Here is a 22,148-nt window from a genome sequence, read left to right as displayed (position 1 = left end):
TCAGCCGACCTTCTCGGCGAGCAGCGCCAGCTGGTCCGGTGGCGGGGCCAGCTCGTCCTGGTCGGTCAGCGTCGTCGGATAGTCGCCGGTGAAGCAGGCGTCGCAATATTTGGGATGGATGTCGGCGCGGCGGGCCTCGCCCAGCGCCTTGTACAGGCCGTCGATCGAGACGAAGGCGAGGCTGTCGGCATGGATGAAGTCGGTCATCCCGCCCACGTCCATCTTGGCGGCGAGCAGCTTGGCGCGCTCGGGCGTGTCGACGCCGTAGAAGCAGCTATGGCGGGTCGGCGGCGAGGCGATGCGCATGTGCACTTCCTTCGCGCCGGCATCGTGCATCATCTGGACGATCTTGAGGCTGGTGGTGCCGCGCACGATCGAATCGTCGATCAGCACGATGCGCTTGCCCGCGATCAGCTCGCGATTGGCGTTGTGCTTCAGCTTGACGCCGAGGTGGCGGACCTTGTCGCCCGGCTGGATGAAGGTGCGGCCGACATAGTGCGAGCGGATGATGCCCAGCTCGAACGGAATGCCCGACTGCTGGGCATAGCCGATCGCCGCCGGCACGCCCGAATCGGGCACCGGCACGACGAGATCGGCCTCGACCGGCGATTCGATCGCCAGTTGCGCGCCGATCGCCTTGCGCACCGAATAGACCGAGCGATTGTCGCTGATCGAATCGGGGCGCGAGAAATAGACATATTCGAAGATGCACGGCCGCGGCGCCTGGGGCGCGAAGGGCTTGTGGCTGGTCATCTCGCCATTGGCCTTGACGATTACCAGTTCGCCCGGCTCGACGTCGCGGACATATTGCGCGTCGCACACGTCGAGCGCGACGGTCTCGGAGGCGAAGACCACCGAATCGCCCTGGCGGCCCATCACCAGCGGGCGGATGCCGAGCGGATCGCGGCAGGCGATCATGCCCTCGGGCGTCATGACGATCAACGAATAGGCGCCCTCGACCTGCTTGAGCGCATCGATGAACCGGTCGATCAGCGTGCGGTACTGCGAGGTGGCGACGAGGTGGATGATCACCTCGGTATCCGAGGTCGACTGGAAGATCGCGCCGCGCCGGACGAGATCGCGCCGCAGCCGCATCGCGTTCGAGATGTTGCCGTTGTGCGCCACCGCGAAGCCGCCGCTGGCCAGCTCGGCATAAAGCGGCTGGACGTTGCGGATCGCCGAGCCGCCGGTCGTCGCGTAGCGGACATGGCCGCAGGCGGTGGTGCCGGGGAGCGACCGGATCACGTCGTCGCGATCGAAATTGCCCGCGACATGGCCCATCGCGCGGTGCGTATGGAACTGATGGCCGTCCCAGCTGGTTATCCCGGCCGCCTCCTGGCCGCGGTGCTGGAGCGCATGCAGCCCCAGCGCGACCATCGCGGCCGCGCCTTCGCTGTTGGAAACGCCGAATACGCCGCACTCTTCGCGCAGCTTGTCGTCATCGAACGGGTGTGTGGTAAGCATTGGCCCTCGGGGGGGAACGGGGACGATGGGCGGGCATATAAGCGCTTCCTCCCGCTTTGTCTCCGGTCTGTAACAGGGAAAAGGACCGTTTACCCTTTTTGCAGGTTAACCCCCTGAGAAAGGAGAGCGATCATGGCCAAGAACCACGGTTCGCAGATCAAGAACGACGACCTCTACGAGAAGCTGCGCGACGAGGGCGCTTCGAAGGAGAAAGCAGCGCGCATCGCCAATGCGCAGGCCAATGGCAGCCTCGATTCGGGCGGCGGCAGGCTGGAGGATCGCAGCAAGGCCGAGCTGTACGACGAAGCCAAGGAGATCGGCATCGACGGGCGATCGAAGATGGACAAGGACGACCTCGTCAAGGCGATCCGCAAGCACTGAACCTTACTCGCACTGGTGGGCGTCGGTCATCAGCCGGAACAGCGCGCTGCGAGCCATCCTCGCCGCAGCTACAGGGGCACGGTGCAAGTAGGTGGCGTAATAGGCGGAGAGGTCGCGTTCGACGCCGTCCAGATCCGCCTTGGTCACGCCCTTGCGCGCGGGCAGCGGCGTGGCTTTGCCCGGATCGACCAGCCCCAGCCGCGCTGCATCCACGTCGCGGCTGAAGCTGCTGTATGCCATGTAGCGGATGGTGCCCTCGCAGTCGGGCCAGCCGCGGAACAGCTCGGTCTGGAGCGCGCCGAGCGACGGCAGCGGCGGCAGGGTGTCACTGCAGTCGTTGCGGAAGATGAAATTGTCCATCGTCGATCCGAATATCGGGCCGGTGGCGTCGAGGAGCTTCGGGTGCCGGACGATCGCGGCGCAGGGCAGGGTGCGCGGCGCGCCCGAAATCTTCGGCTCGTCGAGATAGGGGCCGAGCACGTTGAGGAAGGCGGCGAAATGGCGATCCGAGCGGAACAGGTCGTCAATCGTCTTCACCGTGACGCCGTCGGTGCCGGGCTCGCGCAGGATCGAATTGCCGAAGGATTGGTCCGGCTTGGTCTGGAGTCCGTTGAAATAGGGCCTGAGCAACGCGGCGATGCGGGTGCGGCGCTGTGCGCGTTCGGGCGCGGACCAGTTGGCGTCGACCGGTGCTTCCGACCAGAGCTGCACTGCCTCGAGGATCGGCGCGAAGGCCGGGTCGCCGCGGCGGAGTACGGCGAGCGCGATGGCGGGCGCCTTGAGAAGTGCCGCGATCGCCAGTTCCTGGTTGCGAATGGCGTAGCGGTCCAGCAGGCAGGGGGCGAGCGGCGGCTTGCAGGCGCGCATCTCCTGCAAGGCAGCGCGCTGGGCGGCAAGCTGGCTGGAGGGGCCGCTGCCGAGCGCACTTTCCTTGGCGATCCCGAACAGCTGCGCCATTTCGCGATCGAGCGCGCCGAGCTTCGGATCGGCGCAGATCGCCTTCTCCGTCGGCGTCGCGGCCGTCGCGCAGGCGAAGCTGGGGCCGGTCTGCGCCGGAACGGGAGCCGCCGCGAGCACGAGCGGGGCCAGGGCATACAGGATCACGATCTTCTCCGTTGGAGCGCAGGACGCCTGCGCCTCTAAACCGCTGCGTGCGGACATGCGAGGGATGACGCTGCGCCCGAACCCCGCTACAGCGCGCGCGTGACCGACATCCGCGAAACGGGCGCCACGCTCGACCCGAAATATGACGCCAACGGCCTGATCACCGCCGTTGCCACCCATGCCACCACCGGCGAGGTGCTGATGCTCGCGCATATGAATGCCGAGGCGCTGGCGGTGACGCTGGCGACCGGCAAGGCCACCTTCTGGTCGCGCAGCCGCGGCCGGCTCTGGACCAAGGGCGAGACGTCGGGGCATTTGCTCCACGTCGTCGAGGCGCGGATCGATTGCGACCAGGACGCGCTGTGGCTGCGCGTCGAGCCGCACGGCCCCGCCTGCCACACGGGGGCACCCAGTTGCTTCTATCGCCGGATCGAGAACGGAGCGCTGGTGCGCGACGCATGAAGCGGGCGGGGCTGGCGTTGCTGCTCGGGCTCGCCGCGTGCGGTGGGCCTGCCCCTGCGCCGTCTTCGGGTACCGCGGTCGATCTGGAGAATGCCGCGATCCAGCGCGGTCTCGTACGCGATCCCAAGGACGTGAGCATCGCCGGCGCCTATGCGCGCGGGCCCGATCGGCTCTGCATCGTGCCGGCCGGCACGGCGCACCGGATCGGCATCGTCATCGATTATGGCGAGGGCAATGGCTGCCGCGCGACCGGATCGATCCGCCGCGACGGGGAGGGGCTGGTGCTGGCCCTCGGACCTGACGGCGGCTGCCGCTTTACCGCGCGCTTTGACGGCGATCACCTCGCGTTACCGGGTGCGTTGCCCAAGGCGTGCGCGCAGTGGTGCACCGGGCGAGCGGCCCTTGCGGGTGCCCAGTTCGCGCGGCTGGGCGAATCGGCGCCCGAGGCGCAGGCGATGCGCGACACCGAAGGCCATGCGCTCTGCGGGGAGTAGACGCGGCGTTTGCATATGATACCCTCCCCAAGGGCTGCCGAGGCCGACCGGCAGCCATGGGAGAGAGCCGATGCGTGTTCTGGTCCTTGCGAGCGCCGCCTGCCTGGTAGCTGCCTTCCCTGCCTCCGCCCAGATCTGGGGCGGCCCGGTACCCTCCAGCGTCGGCGGCAGTTTCGCCGGACGCGGGATCCATGTCCCGGCGCAGGCGCGGTCGGCGCGCAGCGAGATCCGCGCCGGCGCGCGTAGCGGCCAGCTGACCCGTGGCGAAGCGCGTCGGCTCGGGCGCGCGGATGTCGTCAACGGCAACATCGCCGAGCGGCTCGCCCGTGGCGGGCTCACCCAGAGCGAGGTCGCCGAGCTCGAGACCCGCGCCATCCTGCTCCACGAGGACATCGTCCGCGCCCGCTTCGACGGCGATGCCAAGCCGCCCAAGAACTAGCGCGCGCCGCTTGACGTTCACGTAAGGGTAAACTACAAAGGCGGCATGACCGCTGCTGCCGCTCCGATCGAGGCCCTGGCGCCGATCGAACCGCGTCCCGACCGCGACGCCTTTTCCATTTCCGACCTGTGCGCCGAGTTCGGGGTGACCCCCCGCGCGCTGCGCTTCTACGAGGACGAGGGGCTGATCGCGCCAGAGCGGCGCGGTACCCAGCGCATCTACACGCATCGCGACCGCGCCCGGCTCGCCTGGATCCTGCGCGGCAAGCGGGTGGGGTTCAGTCTGGGCGAGATCAAGGAGATGATCGATCTCTACGATCTCGGCGACGGCCGGCGGGTCCAGCGCCAGGTGACGCTGGAGCGGTGCATGGACCGTATCCGCCATCTCGAAGCGCAGAAGCGCGACATCGACGCGCATATCGCCGAACTGGCGCAGTTCGTCGACCTGATCAGAAGCAAAGACAACGAACATTAAGAACAACGAGCACTGAGGAACCTGAAATGCCGCAGTTTACCCCGCCCGTGCGCGACACGCGCTTCGTCCTCGATCGGGTCATCGGGCTCGATCGCTACACCAACCTGCCGCACTTCCAGGCGGCGACGCCCGACGTGGTCGACGCGGTGCTGGAGGAAGGCGGCAAGTTCGTCGCCGAGGTGCTGTTCCCGATCAACCATAGCGGCGACCAGCAGGGCTGCACCCGCCACCCCGACGGGAGCGTGACCACGCCCGAAGGCTTCAAGGAAGCGTACCAGCAGTTCGTCGAGAGCGGCTGGGGCACGCTGAGCGCGCCGGCGGAGTTCGGTGGCCAGGCGATGCCGCATGTCGTCGCGACCGCGTTCGAGGAATATATGATCGCCTCGAACATGGCCTTCGCCATGTATCCCGGCCTCACCCATGGTGCGATCGCCGCGCTGCTGGTCAAGGGATCGGAGGAGCAGAAGGCCAAGTACGTCCCCAAGATGGTCTCGGGCGAATGGGGCGGCACGATGAACCTGACCGAGCCGCAGTGCGGCACCGATCTCGGTCTCATCAAGACCAAGGCCGAGCCCAACCCGGACGGCTCCTACAGCATCACCGGCACCAAGATCTTCATCTCGTCGGGCGAGCACGACCTGACCAGCAACATCATCCACCTGGTGCTGGCCAAGACGCCCGGCGCGCCGGACAGCACCAAGGGCATTTCGCTGTTCGTGGTGCCGAAGTTCCTGGTCAACGACGACGGGTCGCTGGGCGCGCGCAACGCGGTGACCTGCGGCTCGATCGAGCACAAGATGGGCATCCATGCCAACTCGACCTGCGTGATGAACTATGACGGGGCCACCGGCTGGCTGGTCGGCGAGGAGATGAAGGGTCTCGCCGCGATGTTCATCATGATGAACGCCGCGCGGCTGGGTGTCGGCCTGCAGGGCCTCGGCATCGCCGAAGTCGCGATGCAGAATGCGGTCCAATATGCCGGCGACCGCCGCCAGGGCCGTGCGCTCACCGGCCCGAAGGAGCCGGCGGAAAAGGCCGACACGCTGTTCGTCCACCCCGACGTGCGCCGCATGCTGATGGAGGCCAAGGCGCAGATCGAGGGCCTGCGCGCGCTGTGCCTGTGGGGCGCGCTCCAGGTCGACATGGAGCATGCCGCCGCCACCGAGGAAGAGCGCCAGCTCGCCGGCGACCTGATCGGGCTGCTGACCCCGGTGATCAAGGGCGTCGGCACCGATATCGGCTACAAGGTCGCGACCGATTGCCAGCAGGTCTATGGCGGCCATGGCTATATCGCCGAATGGGGCATGGAGCAGTATGTCCGCGATGCCCGCATCGCGATGATCTACGAAGGCACCAACGGCGTGCAGGCGATGGACCTGGTCGGCCGCAAGCTGGCGCTGAACGGCGGCCGCGCCGTGCAGGCCTTCTTCCGCGTCGTCGGCGAGGAAGTCGCCGCGGCCAAGGGCGACGCGAAGCTCGCGGGCTTTGCCGAGGCGCTGGAGAAGGCGCTGGGCCATCTCCAGGGCGCGACGATGTGGCTGGCGCAGAACGGGTTCAAGAACCCGAACGAAGTCGGCGCGGGCGCCTATCCGTACATGCAGCTGACCGGCCTGGTCGCACTCGGCCTGATGTGGCTGCGCATGGCCAAGGCGGCGAGCGAGGCGCTGGCGCAGGGGGCCGAGGACGTCGCCTTCCTCGAAGCCAAGCTGGTCACCGCGCGCTTCTATGCCGAGCGCTTCCTCCCCGATGCGAGCGGCCTGCGCCGCAAGATCGAGGCGGGCAGCGAGAGCGTGATGGCGCTCGATCCGGAGATGTTCAAGGCAGCCTAATCGCTGCTGGGGACCGACGAGGCCGGCGTAGCGGGAGCCGCTGCGCCGGCCTTGTTCTGTGCGGGCGCGGCCTTGCGGCGGATGCCGTCGAGCGGCGCCGCATCGCCGGACGTCGAGACAGCCGTGGCGGTTGGGCTGGGTGTTGGCTGGGGCTGGGGCTTGAGTGGCAGCGGGCGCCGCATGCATTGCGTGCCGTCCCATTTGCGGAACTGGTCGCAATTCCACAGCGCTTTCACGTAACGCACCTTCTCGTCGCGCAGATAGCTGAAAGACATTGCCGCCGCCTGTTCGCCGCTGGGCGGCAGGCGCGGCGGCTTCTTTGTCGCATCCACCCAGCCCATGAACTTGCAATAGGGCCGGTCGCCGCAGGCGCGGAGCGCGACGGCGGGAAACAGGTCCGGCAGCATGTCTTCGGGCAGGATCACGAGGAACACGTTGGGATCGCCCGGGGTCGGCGCGGGGATCGCGCTGGCGGGCAGCGACATTGCCGCCTTGCGCGGATCGAACAGTAGGCCGGTTGCACCGGGGTCACCGATCGGGCTGGCGGGATCGATCGCGTCCGGGGCGATGAAACCCTGGTGGGCAGGCGAGAGCCGGCCGAGCAGTGCGATCTTGGGCTCGTCGGCAACATAGGCGCGGTTGAAGGCAGGCGGCGTGCCCCACCAGCCGGCCCAGCGGAAGAACAGATGCGTGTGCAGTTCGACGATCTTGTCGAGGCTCGCGCTCCAATAGGGCACCACCCAGTCGGTATGGTAATGGGTGGCATGGCCCACCGGGCGGAACACCGTGCCGTGGAGCGCCATCTTCGCGATCTCGCGGGCGCGGGCCCAGGCGGCGGGCGTCGGCGACCAGCGCAGCATCGCGCCGTCGCAGCTGAAGGTGAACTGGCAGCCGGTGCTGCGCTCCGATCCCTGGAACACCACGCCGCACACCGTCTTGGGGAAGGCGGGGTGGCGGACGCGGTTGAGGATCACCTGCGCCACCGCGCGCTCGCCCAGCGCATCGTCACCCGCTTCATAGACCTCGGCGGCGGCGAGGCAGTCGACCGCGCGCTCTTGGCTGTCGGCCGCGCCGACGAGGTGGAAGGGCCGCGCCGCGGGGTTGGGGCCGGTGGCAAAGGGAATGGATGCGTTGAACGCACGGGCATCCTCGGGGTCGAGATCGGCGATCGCGACCGGCTCGACCGGCGGCAGCTCTTCCTTCGGCACCACGCGATTGGGGAGTGCTACCGGCGGCGCGCGACGGGCGCCGTGCGGCACCTTGGGCGCGTTGAGCACCAGCAGCGTCGGCACGACCAGCGCGGCAAGCGCGACGATGCCGAGGACGAGGCGCAGCCACAAGGGAGGAGAAGCAGTGGGAAGGGCAGGCGTCACAGGCGGGGGCGATGTTCCGAAATCAGGGAGGCCGCCTGTATCCGAATGCGCCTGAACTGGGAACAACACAGTTCCGATCGCCAGCGAAACGGAACCGATGCGGCGGTGCAACCGTATTGAGGGCGGCGCGCGTAACGACTTCGCGCATGACAGAAGGTATGTTCTCCGGATGCATCAACCCGCGCTCGTCATCGCACTGATCGGTGCGCTCGGCATCGGTGCGCAGTGGATTGCCTGGCGCACCGGCTGGCCGGCGATCGCACTGATGCTCGTCGCCGGCGTGCTCGCCGGCCCCGTGGCGGGGCTGATCGAGCCGCATGCGGTGTTCGGCGAGTTGCTCGAGCCGATCGTCTCGATCGCCGTTGCGCTGATCCTGTTCGAGGGCGGGCTGAGCCTCAATTTCCGCGAGCTGCGGCGCACCGACGGCGCGGTGACGCGACTGGTGCTGCTCGGCGTGCCGATCGGCTGGGGGCTGGGGGCGCTGGCGCTTTATTATGCCGCCGGGCTGGTATGGCCTGTGGCCACGCTGTTCGCCGGCATCCTCGTCGTAACCGGGCCTACGGTGGTGCTGCCGCTGCTCCGCCAGAGCAATGTCGCGCAGCGCCCGCGCGCGATCCTGAAATGGGAAGCGATCGTCAACGACCCGATCGGCGCGCTGTGCGGACTGGTGACCTATGAATATCTCCGCCGCGCCGGGGATGGCGGTACGCTGCTCAGCGTGTTGGGGTCGCTGCTTGCGGCGAGCCTGGTCGCGGGGCTGATCGGTTATGTCGTCGCCAAGGCGATCGGCTGGGCGTTCCAGCGCGGGCATGTGCCCGAATATCTCAAGGCGCCGGTGCTGCTCGTCGCCGTCATCGGCGTGTTCGTCGGCTCGAACCTGATCCAGCAGGAAACCGGGCTGATCACCGTCACGGTGATGGGCGTGGCGCTCGCCAACATGCGGCTGGACTCGCTGCGCGACATCCACCCGTTCAAGGAGAACGTCACCGTCCTCCTGATCTCGGGGGTGTTCGTGCTGCTCTCCGCCTCGCTCGATTTCGAGGTGCTGCGGCACTTCGAGTGGCGCTTCCTCGCCTTCCTCGCCGCGCTGCTGTTCCTGGTGCGGCCGATCACGGTGCTGCTGAGCCTCGCCTTCACCAAGGTGCCGTGGAACGAGCGGCTGCTGGTCGCCTGGATCGCACCGCGCGGTATCGTGGCGGTGGCGATCTCCGGGCTGTTCGCGCTGCGGCTGGACAAATTGGGGTACAGCGACGGATCGATCCTGGTGACGCTGTCCTTTGCCGTGGTGGTGGCGACGATCCTCGCGCACGGCTTCTCGATCGGCCCCGTCGCGCGGCTGCTCAAGGTGACCGGCGCCACCGAGCGCGGGCTGCTGATCGTCGGCGGCACGCCGTGGAGCCTGGCGCTCGCCGACCAGCTCCGCCAGCTCGAGGTGCCGGTGACGATCTGCGACACCAGCTGGCAGCGGCTGCGGCCTGCGCGCTCGGCGGGCATCGCCACCTATCATGGCGAGATCCTCGCCGAGGCGACCGAGGACCGGCTGGACATGTCGCAATTCCAGGTGCTCGCCGCGACGAGCGACAACGAGGCGTATAACGCGCTGGTCTGCAACGAATTCGCCCATGAGATGGGGCGCGACAATGTCTACCAGCTCGGCAGCGGCGGCGATGACGAGGATGCGCGGGCGTTGCCGGAGTCGCTGCGCGGCCGCGCGCTGTTCACCAGCGGGCACGGCGTCGACGAGATCGTCGAGCGCGAGCAGGCCGGCTGGACGTTCCGCAAGACCCGGCTGACCGAACAGTTCGACTTCGACGCCGCCAAGGCCGACCTGCCCGACGCGGCGGACATGCTGCTGCTGGTGCGCAAGGGCGGGCTGATCCGCTTCTTCTCGCACGCCAGCCGGCCGACGCCGCAGCCCGGCGACACGATCATCTCGTACGTGCCCCCCATGCCGGCGGCGCGACGACTGCAGGAGGAGGTTGCATGAGCAGATGGGCGATGCTGGGGCTCGCCGTGGCGCTGGCGGGCTGCAATGTGCGGGAGCCCGCGCGCGACAATGTGGCGGCCGAGAACAAGAGCATCCTCGCCGAGGACGACGGACTCGCGAACAACAGCGCGGCCGAGGCTCCCAAGTCGATCCTGCGGCCGGAAGTGGTGCCGGACGAGCCGGAGAAGCCGGAGCTCAAGCCCGTAGATCTCGTGGTGCCGTTCGGCGCCTCTGGCCTCAAGCTGGACGATGCCGGCAGGAAGCTCCTCGACGAGATGCTCGCCAACGCGACCATGGCAGCCGGTGGAGCGATCACCATCAGCGGCCATACCGACACGCGCGGCAACGATCGCGACAACCTCGTCGCCTCGCGCAAGCGGGCCGAGGCTGTCCGTGACTATCTGCTGACGAAGGGCGTGCCGGCCGGCAGAATGACCGTGATCGCGTTCGGCGAGACCCGCGCGCTGGTACCGAATGCCAAGGCGGACGGCAGCGATGATCCCGAGGCGCGGGCCAAGAACCGGCGGGTCGAAGTCCATGTGGCGCTTCCCGCAGGTACGGAGCCGGCGGCAGCCGTTCCGGACAACGGAGCGGTCGAGGACTCGATCGTCGATTCCAAGTCGCAATAGAAAACAACGCGCTGTCATCCCGGCGAAAGCCGGGATCCATTGCCCTCAGCGTTACGGCTCTTGCTGCAACCGAGTGGCGAATGGATCCTGGCTTTCGCCGGGATGACGGGTGGAGGGGCCGCGCCCTCGACCTCCGATCAGCTCTCGGGCAGGAAGTCCGGCACGCTCAGATAGCGCTCGCCGGTGTCGTAGTTGAAGCCGAGGACGCGGACGCCGTCGGGCAGGTCGGGCAGCTTCTGCAGGATCGCCGCCAGCGTGCCGCCCGAGGAGATGCCGACCAGCATGCCCTCTTCGGCGGCCGAGCGGCGCGCCATGTCCTTGGCGACGGCGGCGTCGACCTTGATCACCCCGTCGATCGCGTCCGTGTGCAGGTTCTTCGGCACGAAGCCCGCGCCGATGCCCTGGATCGGGTGCGGACCCGGCTGGCCGCCCGAGATCACCGGCGACAGTTCCGGCTCCACCGCGAACACCTTCAGGTTCGGCCATTCCTTCTTCAGCGCTTCCGCCACGCCGGTGATATGGCCGCCGGTGCCGACGCCGGTGATGATCACGTCGATCGGCGTGTCGCGGAAGTCGTTCAGGATTTCCTGTGCGGTGGTACGCACATGTACGTCGATGTTCGCAGCGTTTTCGAACTGCTGCGGCATCCAGGCGCCGGGCGTGCTCTCGACGATCTCCAGCGCGCGCTCGATCGCGCCCTTCATGCCCTTCTCGCGCGGAGTGAGATCGAAGCTCGCGCCATAGGCGAGCATCAGCCGGCGCCGCTCGAGCGACATGCTCTCCGGCATCACCAGGATCAGCTTGTAGCCCTTCACCGCCGCGACCATCGCCAGGCCGACGCCGGTGTTGCCGCTGGTCGGCTCGACGATCGTGCCGCCGGGCTGGAGGCTGCCGTCCTTCTCGGCCGCCTCGACCATCGCCAGCGCGATGCGGTCCTTGATCGAGCCGCCGGGGTTGGCGCGCTCGGACTTGATCCACACTTCGGCGCCGGGGAACAGCTTGTTGATACGGACGTGCGGCGTGTTGCCGATCGTCTCGAGGATCGTGTTGGCCTTCATGTCGTCATCTCCTTGGGAGGAACTTCGAGGGTGGCCGGAGGATCGAAGGTTCGAGCCCGCTTGAGCTCAGGGAATAGCTTCGACCACAGGACCGTGACAAGGATCGCGCCGACGCCGCCGCCGATCACCGCGGCGACCGGCCCGATCAGCGCGGCGAGGAAGCCGCTTTCGGCTTCGCCCAGTTCGTTCGAGCCGGAAATGAACAGCGTGGAGACTGCGCCGACCCGGCCGCGCATCTCGTCCGGCGTGTAGAGCTGGATCAGCGACTGGCGGACATAGACCGAGACCATGTCGGCCGCGCCCAGCACGAACAGCGCCGCCAGCGAGATCAGCACGGCCGGCGACAGGTCGGTGCCGACCGCCTTGGGACCGAGCACCGGCACCAGCAGCGGTGCGGCGGCGCCGAACACCACAGTCGCCAGGCCGAACAAGGCGACCGCGACCAGCATCTTCACGCCCACATTGGTCTTGAGCGGGCGCCACGAGAAGAACAGGGCCGTCACCACCGCACCCAACGCGGGGGCCGCGCGAAGGTGCCCGAGCCCCTCGGACCCGACCTGCAGGATATCGCGCGCATAGACCGGCAGCATCGCCGTCGCGCCGCCGAGCAGCACCGCGAACAGGTCGAGCGAGATGGCGCCGAGCACCAGCCGGTTGCGACGGACATAGTGGAGCCCGTCGACCATCTGCGACCACGGGCTGCCGGTGAACTTGCGATTGGCGACCGGCACCGGGCCGATCAGGAACAGCATCAGCAGCGAGACGAGGAACAGCCCGCCCGACACGGCATAGGCAAGCCACGAGGCGGCCGCGTAGAGATAGCCGCCCATGGCCGGGCCGATCACGGTACCGCTTTGCCAGGCGAGCGAGCTCAGCGCGATCGCGGTCGGCAGCACGGCCTTGGGGACGAGGTTCGGGGCCAATGCACCCAGCGCCGGGCTGGCGAAGGCGCGGGCGACGCCGAGCAGGGCGGCGATGCTGAACAGGGCGGGCAGGGTGATCGTCTGCTGCCAGGTCAGCCAGGCGAGTGCCAGCGCGCAGAACGCCTCCAGCGCTACCGCCGCGCGCGCGATCCAGCGCCGGTCGATCCGGTCCGCCACCCACCCCGCGAACAGCGACAGGAACAGCAGCGGCAGGAACTGCGCGACGCCGATCATGCCGAGCTGGAAGGCGGCTTCCTTGATGCTCATCGTCCGGCGGGCGATGTCGTAGACCTGCCAGCCGATCACGATCACCATCGCCATCTGCCCCAGAGTGGCGGCGAGGCGGGCGACGAAATAGGCGCGGAAATTGCCGATGGCGAACGGATGCGGTGACATGGTCTCGCTCTTGGCGCGGTGCCCTGCCCTGCGCAATGCTTCCGTGGTTTGAGGGGCTAAAGCTTTACCCCATCTGCGCGGGCTGGGCCTGATCTGCCTCGGCCTTGGCCGGGTTGCGGACCGAGGGGCGTAGGCGGGCGAGGCTGCAGATACCGGCGATCAGCGCCAGGCCCGCGGCGACCAGAGCTGGTGTCATGCCCGCGCCGACGCCTATCGCCAGCAGGGCGGCGACCAGCGTTGCACCGGTGGTCTGGCCGACCATCCGCGTCGTCGAGATCAGCCCGCCCGCCGCCGCCGCGCGTTCGACCGGCGCCGATCCGATGATCAGCCGGGCGTTGGGCGACAGGAACATGCCGAAGCCCGCGCCGGTGAGCGACATCCGCCAGGCGATGTCGAAATAGCTCGGATCGTGCGGCAGGAAGGCGAGGGCGACCAGCCCGGCGATGGCGATGCCCATGCCGATCCCGCCCAGCGCGCCGGCCGGATATTTGTCGGACAGCGTGCCGGCGAGCGGCGCGACGAACATGGTGGTCAGCGGCCAGGGTGCAATCGCCGCGCCGACCTCGGACGGGGCGAAGCCATAGCCGTGCTGGAGCCGGAAGGGGAGCGAGAGCAGCAGCGTCATCGTCGCGATGAAGGCGGTGAATGCGCCCATCGTCGAGAGCGCGAGAACCGGGCGGGCGAGCAGGTCCACCGGCAGGATCGGTTCGGCCTCGCCCTGCTCGCGGCGGACGAAGATCACGCCGATCGCGATGCCAGCCAGTACGACCGCAGCGGAGACGACCGGGCTGTCGCCATGGACGCCACTTTCCGCGCCGCCGATCACCAGCCCAAACATCGTAGCGCAGAGCACGGCGCCGAGCACGTCGAACGGCGCCTTGGAGCGCGGAATGTCGGGCAGTGAGCGACCGAGCAACAGGCTCGCAACCGCGAAGGGGACCGCGGACGCGAACACCCAGGGCCAGGGTCCGATCGCGAGCACGAGGCCGCCCAGCGTCGGCGCGATCGCCGCCGAGACCGAGACGACCACCGAGTTGACGCCCAGCCCGCGCCCGAGCTGCTTGGCGGGGTAGATCTGGCGCACCAGCGCCGAGGAGACGCTGAGCGCCGCCGCCGCACCCGCCGCCTGCGCGGCGCGGACGATCAGCAGGAAGGGCAGGCTCTTGGCGAAGAAGCAGAGGATGGTCGCGACCGTGAAGACGATCTGGCCCCATTGGTACAGCCGCTTGAGGCCCACCCGGTTGCCGAGTCCGGAAAAGGGCAGGAGCAGCATGACCAGCACCAGCTGATACACCGTCACGACGGCCACGGCGGACGAAGAGTCGACGTGCAGGTCCTGCGCGATGGTGGGGAGCGCCACGGTGGCGATGGCGCCGTCGATCACCACCAGCGCCGTGCCGAACGACAGGGCGGCGATGGCGGTGAGGCGACGGGGCATGGGAAGGCCGTCGGTTTGCATCGCCAGCTTAGTGCACCAGCGCGCGCTCGGTTCCCACCCCGGAACAACGGGGCCAAACCATGGTTTAGTCGAACGCGAAACGACGCTTTCAGGAGATTGAAATGGGCAAGGGCATCCTATTGTGGCTGTTGGGGATTCCGCTTCCCATCATCATCCTGCTGCTGATCTTCTGGCATTGAGGACATAGGGTCCGGCGGCGATCGCCGGACCCAGCCCGCCGTCGCTCAGCGGCGGCTCGGCACCAGCGCGAGCCGCGCGGCCGGCCCCGGTAGATGCAGGTGCAGCCGGTCCTTCACCGCAAGCTTGTGCTTCTTGAGCTGCGCCAGGCGGAACGCGTCCGGCAGGTGGCGGCGCAATTCGCTGCGGATCTCGCGCTCGAGCATCCGGTGGGTGGCGATCAGGCGTTCAACAATCGTCATCGTCATGGCTCCAAATCGATGATTGCATCGATCGAGCGGCCCGATGGAGAGGGTGGTGCGAGGGAGTGGGAGAACACCGCCGATCCTGCACCGAGCACGCTCGATGCGGTCCGACATCACGGGGCTTCAGGTGAAGCCGCCGCCAGAGGGGCCCGGTCCCGCAGGTTCAACATAGGCATGGGTCGTCGAAGGACAAGGGGCTTCGCGACGGAAATGTGCGAAGCCCCGGAGCGCGCCTCAGCGGCAGCGCACGTCCTGGTTGTTCATCTGGTTGTTCCGATCGACCGAGTTGCCGATCGCGCCACCGGCGATCGCGCCCAGCAGCGTGCCAACGGTGCTGGAACCACGACCGGAAATGACGTTGCCGAACAGGCCGCCTGCCGCCGCGCCGACGATCAGGCCGGTGGTGCCGTCCGGGCGCTTGCAGTAATAGCGCCCGTCGTCGCCGCGATACACGCGGTCGTCGCGGCTCAGCACGCGCTCGCTGCCGCCGGGACGGTAGTAGCGCGACGGCTCCCAATCGCCTTCATCGCGAATGTCGACCCGCGGCGGTGGGGGCGGGGCGTGGGCGAGCCAGTCGCTGTAATTGGCGTAGCGCTCGGAGGCCTGCTGGAACAGGCGATATTCACGGTCGAACCGATCGCGCGCAGCTTCGAAGCGGGCGCGCTCCTGGTCCGGCGAGGCATATTGCTGCGCCGAGGCCGGCGCGGCGACCGAAAGGCCTGCGGTCGCGAGGGCAACCAGGGCCAGGACATGCTTCATGCGAGTCTCCTTCATTCACCCCGGCCGGCGCAGTGGCCGGGTCGGCGGTTCCATCCGCCCTTGCGCGTGAAGCGCGGCTGAACGAAGCTATGCGCGAAACAAGGCTGGGAGGGGAGTGTCCGATGGTATATGCGGTTTGCGCTTGCTGCCCTGCAGCATTGGTATCATATTTGTCTCATGAACGTTAGCGCCGCCGTGACCGAAGCTCCCGTCAACAATACGCCTTTCGTGCTGGAAGGCATCGTCCGCCTGCGGTGCCTGCAGGTGACCTATAATCGCACGCGGATGATCGTCGCGCCGTACATCCTCTACACGCGCAACGAGTCGCTCTACACCGATGCGCAGATCGTCTCGCGCGAAGGTATGCTGCCGCGCGAGCCCAAGATCGCCACCTTCAAGGTCGACGGCCTCAAGGAAGTCTCGGTGCTCGATCGTGCGTTCGAGATCGGCGAGATGTTCGATCCCGAGCTCGACAAATATGTCGGCAACACGCTGATGAAGGTCGAGCCCGAAGCCTGACCTCGTTGGTCACTCGGGCACGCTGACGAAGCTGTCCATCACGCGCTTGCGACCGGCCTGCTCGAAATCGATCTCGAGCTTGTTGCCTTCGATCTCGGCGATCGTGCCATAGCCGAACTTCTGGTGAAACACGCGCATGCCGAGCGACAGGTCGCCGCGCGGCTTGGCGCCGAAGCTGACCGCCGAAGCACGACTTTCCAGCACGCGCGGCTGGTCGCGGGTGAAGGTGCGGGGCGTGAAGCCGCCGCCCGGGTTCTTCGGATCGACCCCCGCCGCGCGCTGCCAGCCCGGACCCCGGCCCGCGCCGCGCGAGACGTCGGCGAAGGGATCGCTCCGCTCGCTCCAGTTCGCCCGCCACAGGCTCTCGCCGCCGGTCATCGTGCTTTCCGACTCGACATGCTCGGGCGGCAGCTCGCCGACGAAGCGGCTCGGCAGGCTCGACGTCCATTGCCCGTAGATGCGGCGATTGGCGGCGTGGAGGATGATCGCCCGCCGCCGCGCCCGCGTGATCGCGACATAGGCGAGCCGGCGCTCCTCCTCGAGGCTCGCCAGCCCGCCCTCGTCGAGTGCGCGCTGCGACGGGAAAATGCCTTCCTCCCAGCCGGCGAGGAAGACCGTGTCGAACTCCAGCCCCTTGGCGGCGTGGATCGTCATGATCGTCACCTTGGGCTCCTCGGCGGAGGCCTCGTTGTCCATCACCAGGCTGACATGTTCGAGGAAGGCCGAGAGGCTCTCATACTCCTCCATCGCCCGGACGAGTTCGTTGAGGTTCTCCAGCCGCCCCGCCGCCTCGGCGGTGCGGTCGGCCTGCCACATCGCGGTATAGCCGCTTTCGTCGAGGATGATGCGGGCAAGATCCGGGTGCTGGAGGTCGTCGCCCATGCTCCGCCAGCGCGCCATGTCGCCGATCAGGTTGCCGAGCGATCGCCGCGCCTGCGGGGTCAGTTCGTCGGTATCGAGGATGCGCGCCGCGGCCGTGGCCAGCGGCAGCCCTTGCGCGCGCGCGAACTGGTGGACCTTGGCCAGCGCCTTGTCGCCGAGGCCGCGCTTGGGAACGTTGACGATGCGCTCGAAGGCGAGGTCATCCGCGGGCTGCGCGACGACGCGGAGATAGGCGAGCGCGTCGCGGATTTCCTGGCGCTCGTAGAAGCGGAAGCCGCCGATAATGCGATAGGGCAGGCCGATCGCGATGAACCGGTCTTCGAACTCGCGGGTCTGGTGCTGGGCGCGGACGAGGATCGCGGTGGCGTCGAGGCTGAGCCCGCCGCGCTGCAGCCCCTCGATCTCCTCGCCGACTCGGCGGGCTTCCTCGGGCCCGTCCCACACGCCGAGCACCTTGACCTTCTCGCCGACGTCGACCTCGGTCCACAGCGTCTTGCCGAGCCGCCCGCCATTGTTGGCGATCACGCCCGAAGCGGCGCCGAGGATATGCGGGGTGGAGCGGTAATTCTGCTCCAACTTGATCACAACGGCACCGGGGAAGTCCTTCTCGAACTTCAGGATATTTTCCACCTGCGCGCCGCGCCAGCTGTAGATCGACTGGTCGTCGTCGCCGACGCAGCAGATGTTCTTGCGCTCCTGCGCGAGCAGCCGCAGCCACAGATACTGGACCGAGTTGGTATCCTGATACTCGTCGACCATGATGTAGCGGAAGCGCTTCTGATACTGGTCCAGCACTTCACGATTTGTCTTAAGAATGGTGAGCATGTGGAGGAGAAGGTCGCCGAAGTCGCAGGCGTTGAGCAGCCGCAGCCGCTCCTGATACTGGGCGTAGAGCGACTGGCCGCGACCATTGGCGTAGCTCTCGGACTCGCCGGCGTCGAGGTCGGCGGGGATCATCCCGCGGTTCTTCCAGCCGTCGATCAGCCCGGCGAGCTGGCGCGCGGGCCAGCGCTTCTCGTCGAGATCGTTGGCGATGATCAGCTGCTTGAGCAGGCGGAGCTGGTCATCGGTATCGAGGATGGTGAAATTGCTCTGCAGCCCGACCAGCTCGGCATGGCGGCGGAGCATCTTCGCGCCGATCGCGTGGAAGGTGCCGAGCCAGGGCATGCCTTCCACCGCTTCGCCAACCAACCGGCCGACGCGCTCGCGCATCTCGCGCGCCGCCTTGTTGGTGAAGGTGACGGCGAGGATCTCCGACGGATAGGCCTTTCGCGTCCACAGCAGGTGCGCCAGCCGGGCGGTGAGCGCTGCGGTCTTGCCCGTGCCCGCGCCGGCCAGCACCAGCACCGGGCCTTCGGTGGTCAGCACGGCCTCGCGCTGGGGTTCGTTCAGGCCCTGCAGATAGGGCGCGTCCTGGGGAGTAGGGGCAAGCGACATCCGTGAACAACTAGGGAACGTCGCCGGCGGGGGCAAGCGCCGGAAGGGTGGAGAGCCTCCGTAGCGCTACGGAAGCGGCGCTCTGCATATCTGCTCTACAATGAAATTGGCCCCCCGGCCGTGGAGACAGCATGCGCCGGCCGTCCAAAAAGACTCGCCACCACGTCATCCGGCCGATCGAGGCCGTGGTGATGCTGGGCAGCGCGGCCCTGGCCGCGACGTTTTTCGATCGGACGGACATGTTCGAGCAACTGCTCGCCTTCATGGCCGCGCATGAGGCGTGGCAGCTCGATGAATATTTCATCACCCTCGCGCTGTCGGGCATCGGCTTCATCGTGCTCGCGGTACGCCGTGCCGCGGACCTTGCCCGCGAGATCGACCAGCGCGAGGCGGCGGAAGCCCGGGCCAACCAGCTCGCGCGGCACGATCCGCTGACCGGACTCGCCAATCGCCGGGTGCTGCAGGACGAGCTGCCGCTGCTGATCGAGCGCGCCGCCGATGAGGGCGCGCAGTGCAGCCTGTTCTGCATCGATCTCGATCACTTCAAGCCGGTCAACGACGTCCATGGCCATGAAACCGGCGATGCCGTGCTGGTGCAGGTCGCGGAACGGCTCGCCACGCTGGCGCGCGGCGGCCTGCTCGCGCGGGTGGGCGGCGACGAGTTCGTGCTCGCGCTGGTCCATGGCGACGGCAGCGATACCGCCAAAAGGCTGGCGACACGCATCATCCGCGGGGTCAGCGCGCCCTATCAGGTCGGCGATCGGCCGATCGAGATCGGCGCGACGATCGGCATCGCGCGCAGCCCGAACGACGCGCTCCAGGCCGACGAACTGCTCCGCGCCGCCGATGTCGCGATGTACGAGGCCAAGCGGGCCGGGCGGGGCACCTGCCGCTTCTTCCAGACCGAGATGGATTCGCGGCTCCGCGCCCGGGCGGCGCTGGAGGCCGATCTGCGCGGCGCGATCGAGCGGGGCGAGGTGATGCCCTATTACCAGCCGGTGATGGCGCTCGCCGATGGCAGGGTCGTCGGCTACGAGGCACTCGCGCGCTGGCAGCATCCCACGCGCGGGATGATCGCGCCCGACGAATTCATCCCGATCGCCGAGGATCTCGGCCTGATTGACATGCTGTCGGTGCGGATCCTCCACCAGGCCTGCATCGCCGCGCGCGACTGGCCGCCCGATGCGACGCTGTCGATCAACATCTCGCCGATCCAGCTCAAGGACCCCTGGCTGTCGGCGCGGCTGCTCGCGGTGCTCAGCGAGACCGGGTTCGCGCCGGGGCGACTGATCGTCGAGGTGACGGAAAATGCGATCATCGAGGATATCGACGCGGTGAGCGAGCTGTTCCGCTCGCTGCAGCGCACCGGCATCCGCATCGCGCTCGACGATTTCGGCAAGGGCTATTCGAGCCTGTCGCATCTGCGCCAGCTGCGCTTCAACCATCTCAAGATCGACAGCTCCTTCGTCCGCACGATGGACTCGGCGGAGAGCCGCAAGATCGTTCGGGCGGTGGCGGGGCTGGGGCGGGCGCTCGGCATGCCGGTGACCGCCGAGGGCGTGGAGACACCCGCTGCGGCAGAGGCGCTGCGCGAAATGGGCTGCGAGCAGGCGCAAGGCTTCTTCTATGGTCGCCCCAGGCCGGTCGCCGATCCGGCGCCCCGCGCTGCCGAGCAGCGCAGCGACGGGCCGACCGAGGTCGATCGCGCATGATGTGGCGGGGGTGGGGGTGGGCGATCGCCGCGCTCGCCCTGCCGGCTGCCGCGCATGCCCAGAGTGGGCCCGAGCAGATCGAGCAGCTCGAACCCGGGGCGGGCGAATGGCAGCTGCAATATTCAGGTGCCTATGGCGGTGCCGACGGCCATGAGCTCGAGATCGGCCGCGGCGTCGGCCGCCACTGGGCTCTCGGCGTGGGGGCCGAGGTGGAAGCTGTGGACGGCCATCTGCAACTGGACGGCCTTTCCGCGGTCGCGCTGCTTCGCCTGATCGAGCCGGACGATCGGCCGGTCGGGCTGGGAATGATGGGGCAGGTCTCGGTCGATCGTGCGGGGCGGTATGCCGGAACCGAGCTCCGCGGCATCGCCGAGTCGCGCAGCACGCGCTGGTGGCTTCAGGCCAACGTCATGTTCCGCCACCGGCGCGAGGAGGGCGAGGCGGGGACGAGCCTCGACTATGTCGCGTCGATCCAGCACGGGCCTGCGCCGCTCTGGTACGGCATCGAGGTCTCCGGCCGCGCCGTTCGACTTGCCGGGGATGACGATGTGGCGCCCGCCGGGCAGCATTACATCGGGCCCAGCCTGACCTATCGCAGCGCGCATTCGGGCCTGGAGCTGGGGCTTGCCTGGATGGCACGGGTCGCTGGCGGCGGTGCGCCTTCCGGCCCCCGGGTATTTGCCCAACTCGATTTCTGAGCACCGCGCGGGTCGCTTACTGCCGTAACCCGAATTTCCGAGCGGTGCATCGTGCGGCGGATTGCCCTGGCGCAATGCGGCGCCTATGGGCGGCGTCAGATTAACCCATGGCAAACTGGTTTTCCTCGCGCCGGACGAAGGTCCGGCTAGCAGCGGTGCTGACGCTCGCCATCGTCGCAGCGGTGGTTGCTTGGCGTGCGCCGCCGACGAAAGATCCCGCCTGCGTGCCTGGGCGGCAGGAAGAACGGGATTCCAGCGGTAAGCTTGTGCGTATCCGGCACACCGAATGCCTGCGCTGAGCCCTGTGGCCGCCATGCTTTGTCATCACCCCGTCACAAGCCATCCCCAAAGGCGCTAACATCATGGCGACGCTAGCAATGGACCAGGCTCCGTCGGCAGAATTGCCGCGAAGTCCCCGATTCACCGACAAGACTCACCCCATAGCCAAGCTCCTCTTCGTCGCGATCCTGGTCGGCGGCCTGGCCTTTGCCGGGTGGAGCATCGTCGTCGACACTCGCCAGGCGGGCGAGCAGCTTGCATTGGGCGTGTTCGCGTTCCTCGGGCTTGCGCTGCTGATCGCGCTGGGGTTCGAGTTCGTCAACGGCTTCCACGACACCGCCAATGCGGTGGCGACCGTGATCTACACCAACTCGATGCCGGCACAGTTCGCCGTGGTCTGGTCGGGTTTCTTCAATTTCCTGGGCGTGATGACGTCGAGCGGCGCGGTCGCCTATGCGATCGTCACTCTGTTGCCGGTGGACCTGATCCTCAACGTCGGGTCCTCGGCCGGCTTCGCGATGATCTTCGCGCTGCTGAGCGCCGCCGTGCTGTGGAACCTGGCGACCTGGTATGTCGGGCTGCCCAATTCCTCGAGCCATGCGCTGATCGGATCGGTGCTGGGCGTCGGCTTCGCCAACCAGCTGATCCTCGGCGGATCGCGCGGGGGCACCGCCGGCGTCGATTGGGGCCAGGCGACCAAGGTATTCTCCGCGCTGTTCTGGAGCCCGCTGATGGGCTTCGCCTGCGCGCTGCTGCTCCTCCTGGTGATGCGGGTGGTGTTCGCCAAGCGGAAGACGTTGTTCCGGGCGCCGGAAGGCAATGCGCCGCCGCCGCGCGGGATTCGCGCGCTGCTGATCGCTACCTGCACCGCGGTCTCGTTCTTCCACGGCTCGAACGACGGCCAGAAGGGCATGGGGCTGATCATGCTGATCCTGATCGGCTGCGCTCCCACCGCCTATGCGCTCAAC

22 protein-coding genes are annotated in these 22,148 nt (G+C 67.9%); 13 read left to right on the top strand and 9 right to left on the bottom strand.

Going from position 1 to position 22,148, the window contains the following annotated elements; translation table 11 throughout:
- Entirely contained in the window at window positions 1–1,464 is a 1,464-nt protein-coding gene (gene purF, locus CA234_RS19880; RefSeq protein ID WP_125977091.1) for an amidophosphoribosyltransferase, read from the bottom strand.
- Between the two features lie 132 nt (window positions 1,465–1,596).
- Between purF and CA234_RS19875 the strand changes: the two genes are divergently transcribed.
- A complete protein-coding gene (locus CA234_RS19875) occupies window positions 1,597–1,845 on the top strand; it encodes a Rho termination factor N-terminal domain-containing protein (RefSeq protein WP_126002582.1) in 249 nt (82 codons plus the stop codon).
- A 3-nt stretch (window positions 1,846–1,848) separates the two neighbouring features.
- On the opposite strand, the gene CA234_RS19870 is transcribed toward CA234_RS19875, so the two are convergent.
- Window positions 1,849–2,949: a hypothetical protein gene (locus tag CA234_RS19870; RefSeq protein WP_126002581.1), complete on the bottom strand. Its 1,101-nt coding sequence runs from the start codon at window positions 2,947–2,949 to the stop codon at window positions 1,849–1,851.
- Window positions 2,950–3,048: 99 nt separating this feature from the next.
- Here CA234_RS19870 and hisI point away from each other — a divergent pair, with 99 nt between their 5' ends.
- From hisI to CA234_RS19845, 5 genes are all read left to right on the top strand, one after another.
- The gene (gene hisI / locus CA234_RS19865; protein ID WP_126002580.1) at window positions 3,049–3,411 is read left to right on the top strand and encodes a phosphoribosyl-AMP cyclohydrolase; all 363 of its coding nucleotides are present in this window, start codon (window positions 3,049–3,051) and stop codon (window positions 3,409–3,411) included.
- Window positions 3,408–3,905 (top strand): hypothetical protein, encoded by a 498-nt coding sequence (locus CA234_RS19860; RefSeq protein WP_125977087.1) that lies wholly within the window; start codon window positions 3,408–3,410, stop codon window positions 3,903–3,905. The genes hisI and CA234_RS19860 overlap by 4 nt, the downstream gene beginning before the upstream one ends.
- 70 nt (window positions 3,906–3,975) lie before the next feature.
- Window positions 3,976–4,344 carry a hypothetical protein gene (locus CA234_RS19855; protein ID WP_126002579.1) on the top strand — a complete coding sequence of 123 codons (369 nt, stop codon included), beginning with the start codon at window positions 3,976–3,978 and terminating at the stop codon, window positions 4,342–4,344.
- Window positions 4,345–4,389: 45 nt separating this feature from the next.
- A complete protein-coding gene (locus CA234_RS19850) occupies window positions 4,390–4,818 on the top strand; it encodes a MerR family DNA-binding transcriptional regulator (protein WP_125977085.1) in 429 nt (142 codons plus the stop codon).
- A 26-nt stretch (window positions 4,819–4,844) separates the two neighbouring features.
- Window positions 4,845–6,647, top strand: a complete 1,803-nt coding sequence (locus tag CA234_RS19845; RefSeq protein WP_125977084.1) for an acyl-CoA dehydrogenase C-terminal domain-containing protein — start codon at window positions 4,845–4,847, stop codon at window positions 6,645–6,647.
- Here CA234_RS19845 and CA234_RS19840 read toward each other — a convergent pair.
- Complete coding sequence (locus CA234_RS19840; protein ID WP_241213596.1) at window positions 6,644–7,987, bottom strand: cell wall hydrolase; 1,344 nt, start codon at window positions 7,985–7,987, stop codon at window positions 6,644–6,646. The two genes, CA234_RS19845 and CA234_RS19840, sit on opposite strands and share 4 nt — an antisense overlap.
- 202 nt (window positions 7,988–8,189) lie before the next feature.
- On the opposite strand from CA234_RS19840, the gene CA234_RS19835 reads away from it, so the two are divergent.
- Together CA234_RS19835 and CA234_RS19830 are read left to right on the top strand one after the other, a co-directional pair.
- The gene (locus CA234_RS19835) at window positions 8,190–10,007 is read left to right on the top strand and encodes a sodium:proton antiporter (RefSeq protein ID WP_126002577.1); all 1,818 of its coding nucleotides are present in this window, start codon (window positions 8,190–8,192) and stop codon (window positions 10,005–10,007) included.
- Window positions 10,004–10,636: an OmpA family protein gene (locus tag CA234_RS19830; RefSeq protein WP_126002576.1), complete on the top strand. Its 633-nt coding sequence runs from the start codon at window positions 10,004–10,006 to the stop codon at window positions 10,634–10,636. Before CA234_RS19835 ends, CA234_RS19830 begins: the two co-directional genes overlap by 4 nt.
- A 137-nt stretch (window positions 10,637–10,773) precedes the next feature.
- On the opposite strand, the gene cysK is transcribed toward CA234_RS19830, so the two are convergent.
- The 5 genes from cysK to CA234_RS19805 form a co-directional block, all read right to left on the bottom strand.
- On the bottom strand, window positions 10,774–11,694 hold the full coding sequence (cysK, locus tag CA234_RS19825) for a cysteine synthase A (protein ID WP_126002575.1): 921 nt from the start codon (window positions 11,692–11,694) through the stop codon (window positions 10,774–10,776).
- Window positions 11,691–13,013 carry an MFS transporter gene (locus CA234_RS19820; RefSeq protein ID WP_126002574.1) on the bottom strand — a complete coding sequence of 441 codons (1,323 nt, stop codon included), beginning with the start codon at window positions 13,011–13,013 and terminating at the stop codon, window positions 11,691–11,693. The genes cysK and CA234_RS19820 overlap by 4 nt, the downstream gene beginning before the upstream one ends.
- Window positions 13,014–13,077: 64 nt before the next feature.
- Window positions 13,078–14,472, bottom strand: a complete 1,395-nt coding sequence (locus CA234_RS19815) for an MFS transporter (RefSeq protein WP_126002573.1) — start codon at window positions 14,470–14,472, stop codon at window positions 13,078–13,080.
- A 224-nt stretch (window positions 14,473–14,696) separates the two neighbouring features.
- A complete protein-coding gene (locus CA234_RS19810; protein ID WP_241213595.1) occupies window positions 14,697–14,891 on the bottom strand; it encodes a YdcH family protein in 195 nt (64 codons plus the stop codon).
- Window positions 14,892–15,128: 237 nt separating this feature from the next.
- Complete coding sequence (locus tag CA234_RS19805; protein WP_125977076.1) at window positions 15,129–15,653, bottom strand: glycine zipper 2TM domain-containing protein; 525 nt, start codon at window positions 15,651–15,653, stop codon at window positions 15,129–15,131.
- Window positions 15,654–15,830: 177 nt separating this feature from the next.
- Here CA234_RS19805 and CA234_RS19800 point away from each other — a divergent pair, with 177 nt between their 5' ends.
- The gene (locus tag CA234_RS19800; RefSeq protein ID WP_125977075.1) at window positions 15,831–16,172 is read left to right on the top strand and encodes a WYL domain-containing protein; all 342 of its coding nucleotides are present in this window, start codon (window positions 15,831–15,833) and stop codon (window positions 16,170–16,172) included.
- Window positions 16,173–16,181: 9 nt separating this feature from the next.
- Here the strand turns inward: CA234_RS19800 and CA234_RS19795 are convergent, their stop codons facing one another.
- Window positions 16,182–18,491, bottom strand: a complete 2,310-nt coding sequence (locus CA234_RS19795; protein ID WP_126002572.1) for a UvrD-helicase domain-containing protein — start codon at window positions 18,489–18,491, stop codon at window positions 16,182–16,184.
- Between the two features lie 131 nt (window positions 18,492–18,622).
- On the opposite strand from CA234_RS19795, the gene CA234_RS19790 reads away from it, so the two are divergent.
- The 4 genes from CA234_RS19790 to CA234_RS19780 all read left to right on the top strand — a co-directional run.
- On the top strand, window positions 18,623–20,203 hold the full coding sequence (locus CA234_RS19790; RefSeq protein WP_126002571.1) for an EAL domain-containing protein: 1,581 nt from the start codon (window positions 18,623–18,625) through the stop codon (window positions 20,201–20,203).
- Window positions 20,200–20,901, top strand: coding sequence for a hypothetical protein (locus CA234_RS19785; protein WP_126002570.1), 702 nt, complete (start codon window positions 20,200–20,202; stop codon window positions 20,899–20,901). Before CA234_RS19790 ends, CA234_RS19785 begins: the two co-directional genes overlap by 4 nt.
- A 107-nt stretch (window positions 20,902–21,008) precedes the next feature.
- Window positions 21,009–21,200 carry a hypothetical protein gene (locus CA234_RS24470; protein ID WP_164542699.1) on the top strand — a complete coding sequence of 64 codons (192 nt, stop codon included), beginning with the start codon at window positions 21,009–21,011 and terminating at the stop codon, window positions 21,198–21,200.
- A gap of 78 nt (window positions 21,201–21,278) precedes the next feature.
- Window positions 21,279–22,148: inorganic phosphate transporter (locus CA234_RS19780; RefSeq protein ID WP_164521885.1), on the top strand; the 870-nt coding region annotated here is incomplete at its 3' end.

This window comes from Sphingomonas sp. ABOLE (genome assembly GCF_003950455.1).
GTDB lineage: Bacteria > Pseudomonadota > Alphaproteobacteria > Sphingomonadales > Sphingomonadaceae > Sphingomonas > Sphingomonas trueperi.
This window is presented reverse-complemented; position numbering and strand designations above follow the sequence as displayed.

What these genes read in the sequence shown, in the direction of transcription:
- CA234_RS19810 (WP_241213595.1), bottom strand. Translation starts at nt 14,891, where the DNA reads ATGACGATTGTTGAACGCCTGATCGCCACCCACCGGATGCTCGAGCGC.
- CA234_RS19875 (WP_126002582.1), top strand. Translation starts at nt 1,597, where the DNA reads ATGGCCAAGAACCACGGTTCGCAGATCAAGAACGACGACCTCTACGAG.
- CA234_RS19790 (WP_126002571.1), top strand. Translation starts at nt 18,623, where the DNA reads ATGCGCCGGCCGTCCAAAAAGACTCGCCACCACGTCATCCGGCCGATC.
- cysK (WP_126002575.1), bottom strand. Translation starts at nt 11,694, where the DNA reads ATGAAGGCCAACACGATCCTCGAGACGATCGGCAACACGCCGCACGTC.
- CA234_RS19815 (WP_126002573.1), bottom strand. Translation starts at nt 14,472, where the DNA reads ATGCAAACCGACGGCCTTCCCATGCCCCGTCGCCTCACCGCCATCGCC.
- CA234_RS19835 (WP_126002577.1), top strand. Translation starts at nt 8,190, where the DNA reads ATGCATCAACCCGCGCTCGTCATCGCACTGATCGGTGCGCTCGGCATC.
- CA234_RS19785 (WP_126002570.1), top strand. Translation starts at nt 20,200, where the DNA reads ATGATGTGGCGGGGGTGGGGGTGGGCGATCGCCGCGCTCGCCCTGCCG.
- CA234_RS19850 (WP_125977085.1), top strand. Translation starts at nt 4,390, where the DNA reads ATGACCGCTGCTGCCGCTCCGATCGAGGCCCTGGCGCCGATCGAACCG.
- CA234_RS19830 (WP_126002576.1), top strand. Translation starts at nt 10,004, where the DNA reads ATGAGCAGATGGGCGATGCTGGGGCTCGCCGTGGCGCTGGCGGGCTGC.
- CA234_RS19860 (WP_125977087.1), top strand. Translation starts at nt 3,408, where the DNA reads ATGAAGCGGGCGGGGCTGGCGTTGCTGCTCGGGCTCGCCGCGTGCGGT.
- CA234_RS19820 (WP_126002574.1), bottom strand. Translation starts at nt 13,013, where the DNA reads ATGTCACCGCATCCGTTCGCCATCGGCAATTTCCGCGCCTATTTCGTC.
- CA234_RS19855 (WP_126002579.1), top strand. Translation starts at nt 3,976, where the DNA reads ATGCGTGTTCTGGTCCTTGCGAGCGCCGCCTGCCTGGTAGCTGCCTTC.
- CA234_RS19795 (WP_126002572.1), bottom strand. Translation starts at nt 18,491, where the DNA reads ATGTCGCTTGCCCCTACTCCCCAGGACGCGCCCTATCTGCAGGGCCTG.
- CA234_RS19845 (WP_125977084.1), top strand. Translation starts at nt 4,845, where the DNA reads ATGCCGCAGTTTACCCCGCCCGTGCGCGACACGCGCTTCGTCCTCGAT.
- purF (WP_125977091.1), bottom strand. Translation starts at nt 1,464, where the DNA reads ATGCTTACCACACACCCGTTCGATGACGACAAGCTGCGCGAAGAGTGC.
- CA234_RS19805 (WP_125977076.1), bottom strand. Translation starts at nt 15,653, where the DNA reads ATGAAGCATGTCCTGGCCCTGGTTGCCCTCGCGACCGCAGGCCTTTCG.
- CA234_RS19800 (WP_125977075.1), top strand. Translation starts at nt 15,831, where the DNA reads ATGAACGTTAGCGCCGCCGTGACCGAAGCTCCCGTCAACAATACGCCT.
- CA234_RS24470 (WP_164542699.1), top strand. Translation starts at nt 21,009, where the DNA reads ATGGCAAACTGGTTTTCCTCGCGCCGGACGAAGGTCCGGCTAGCAGCG.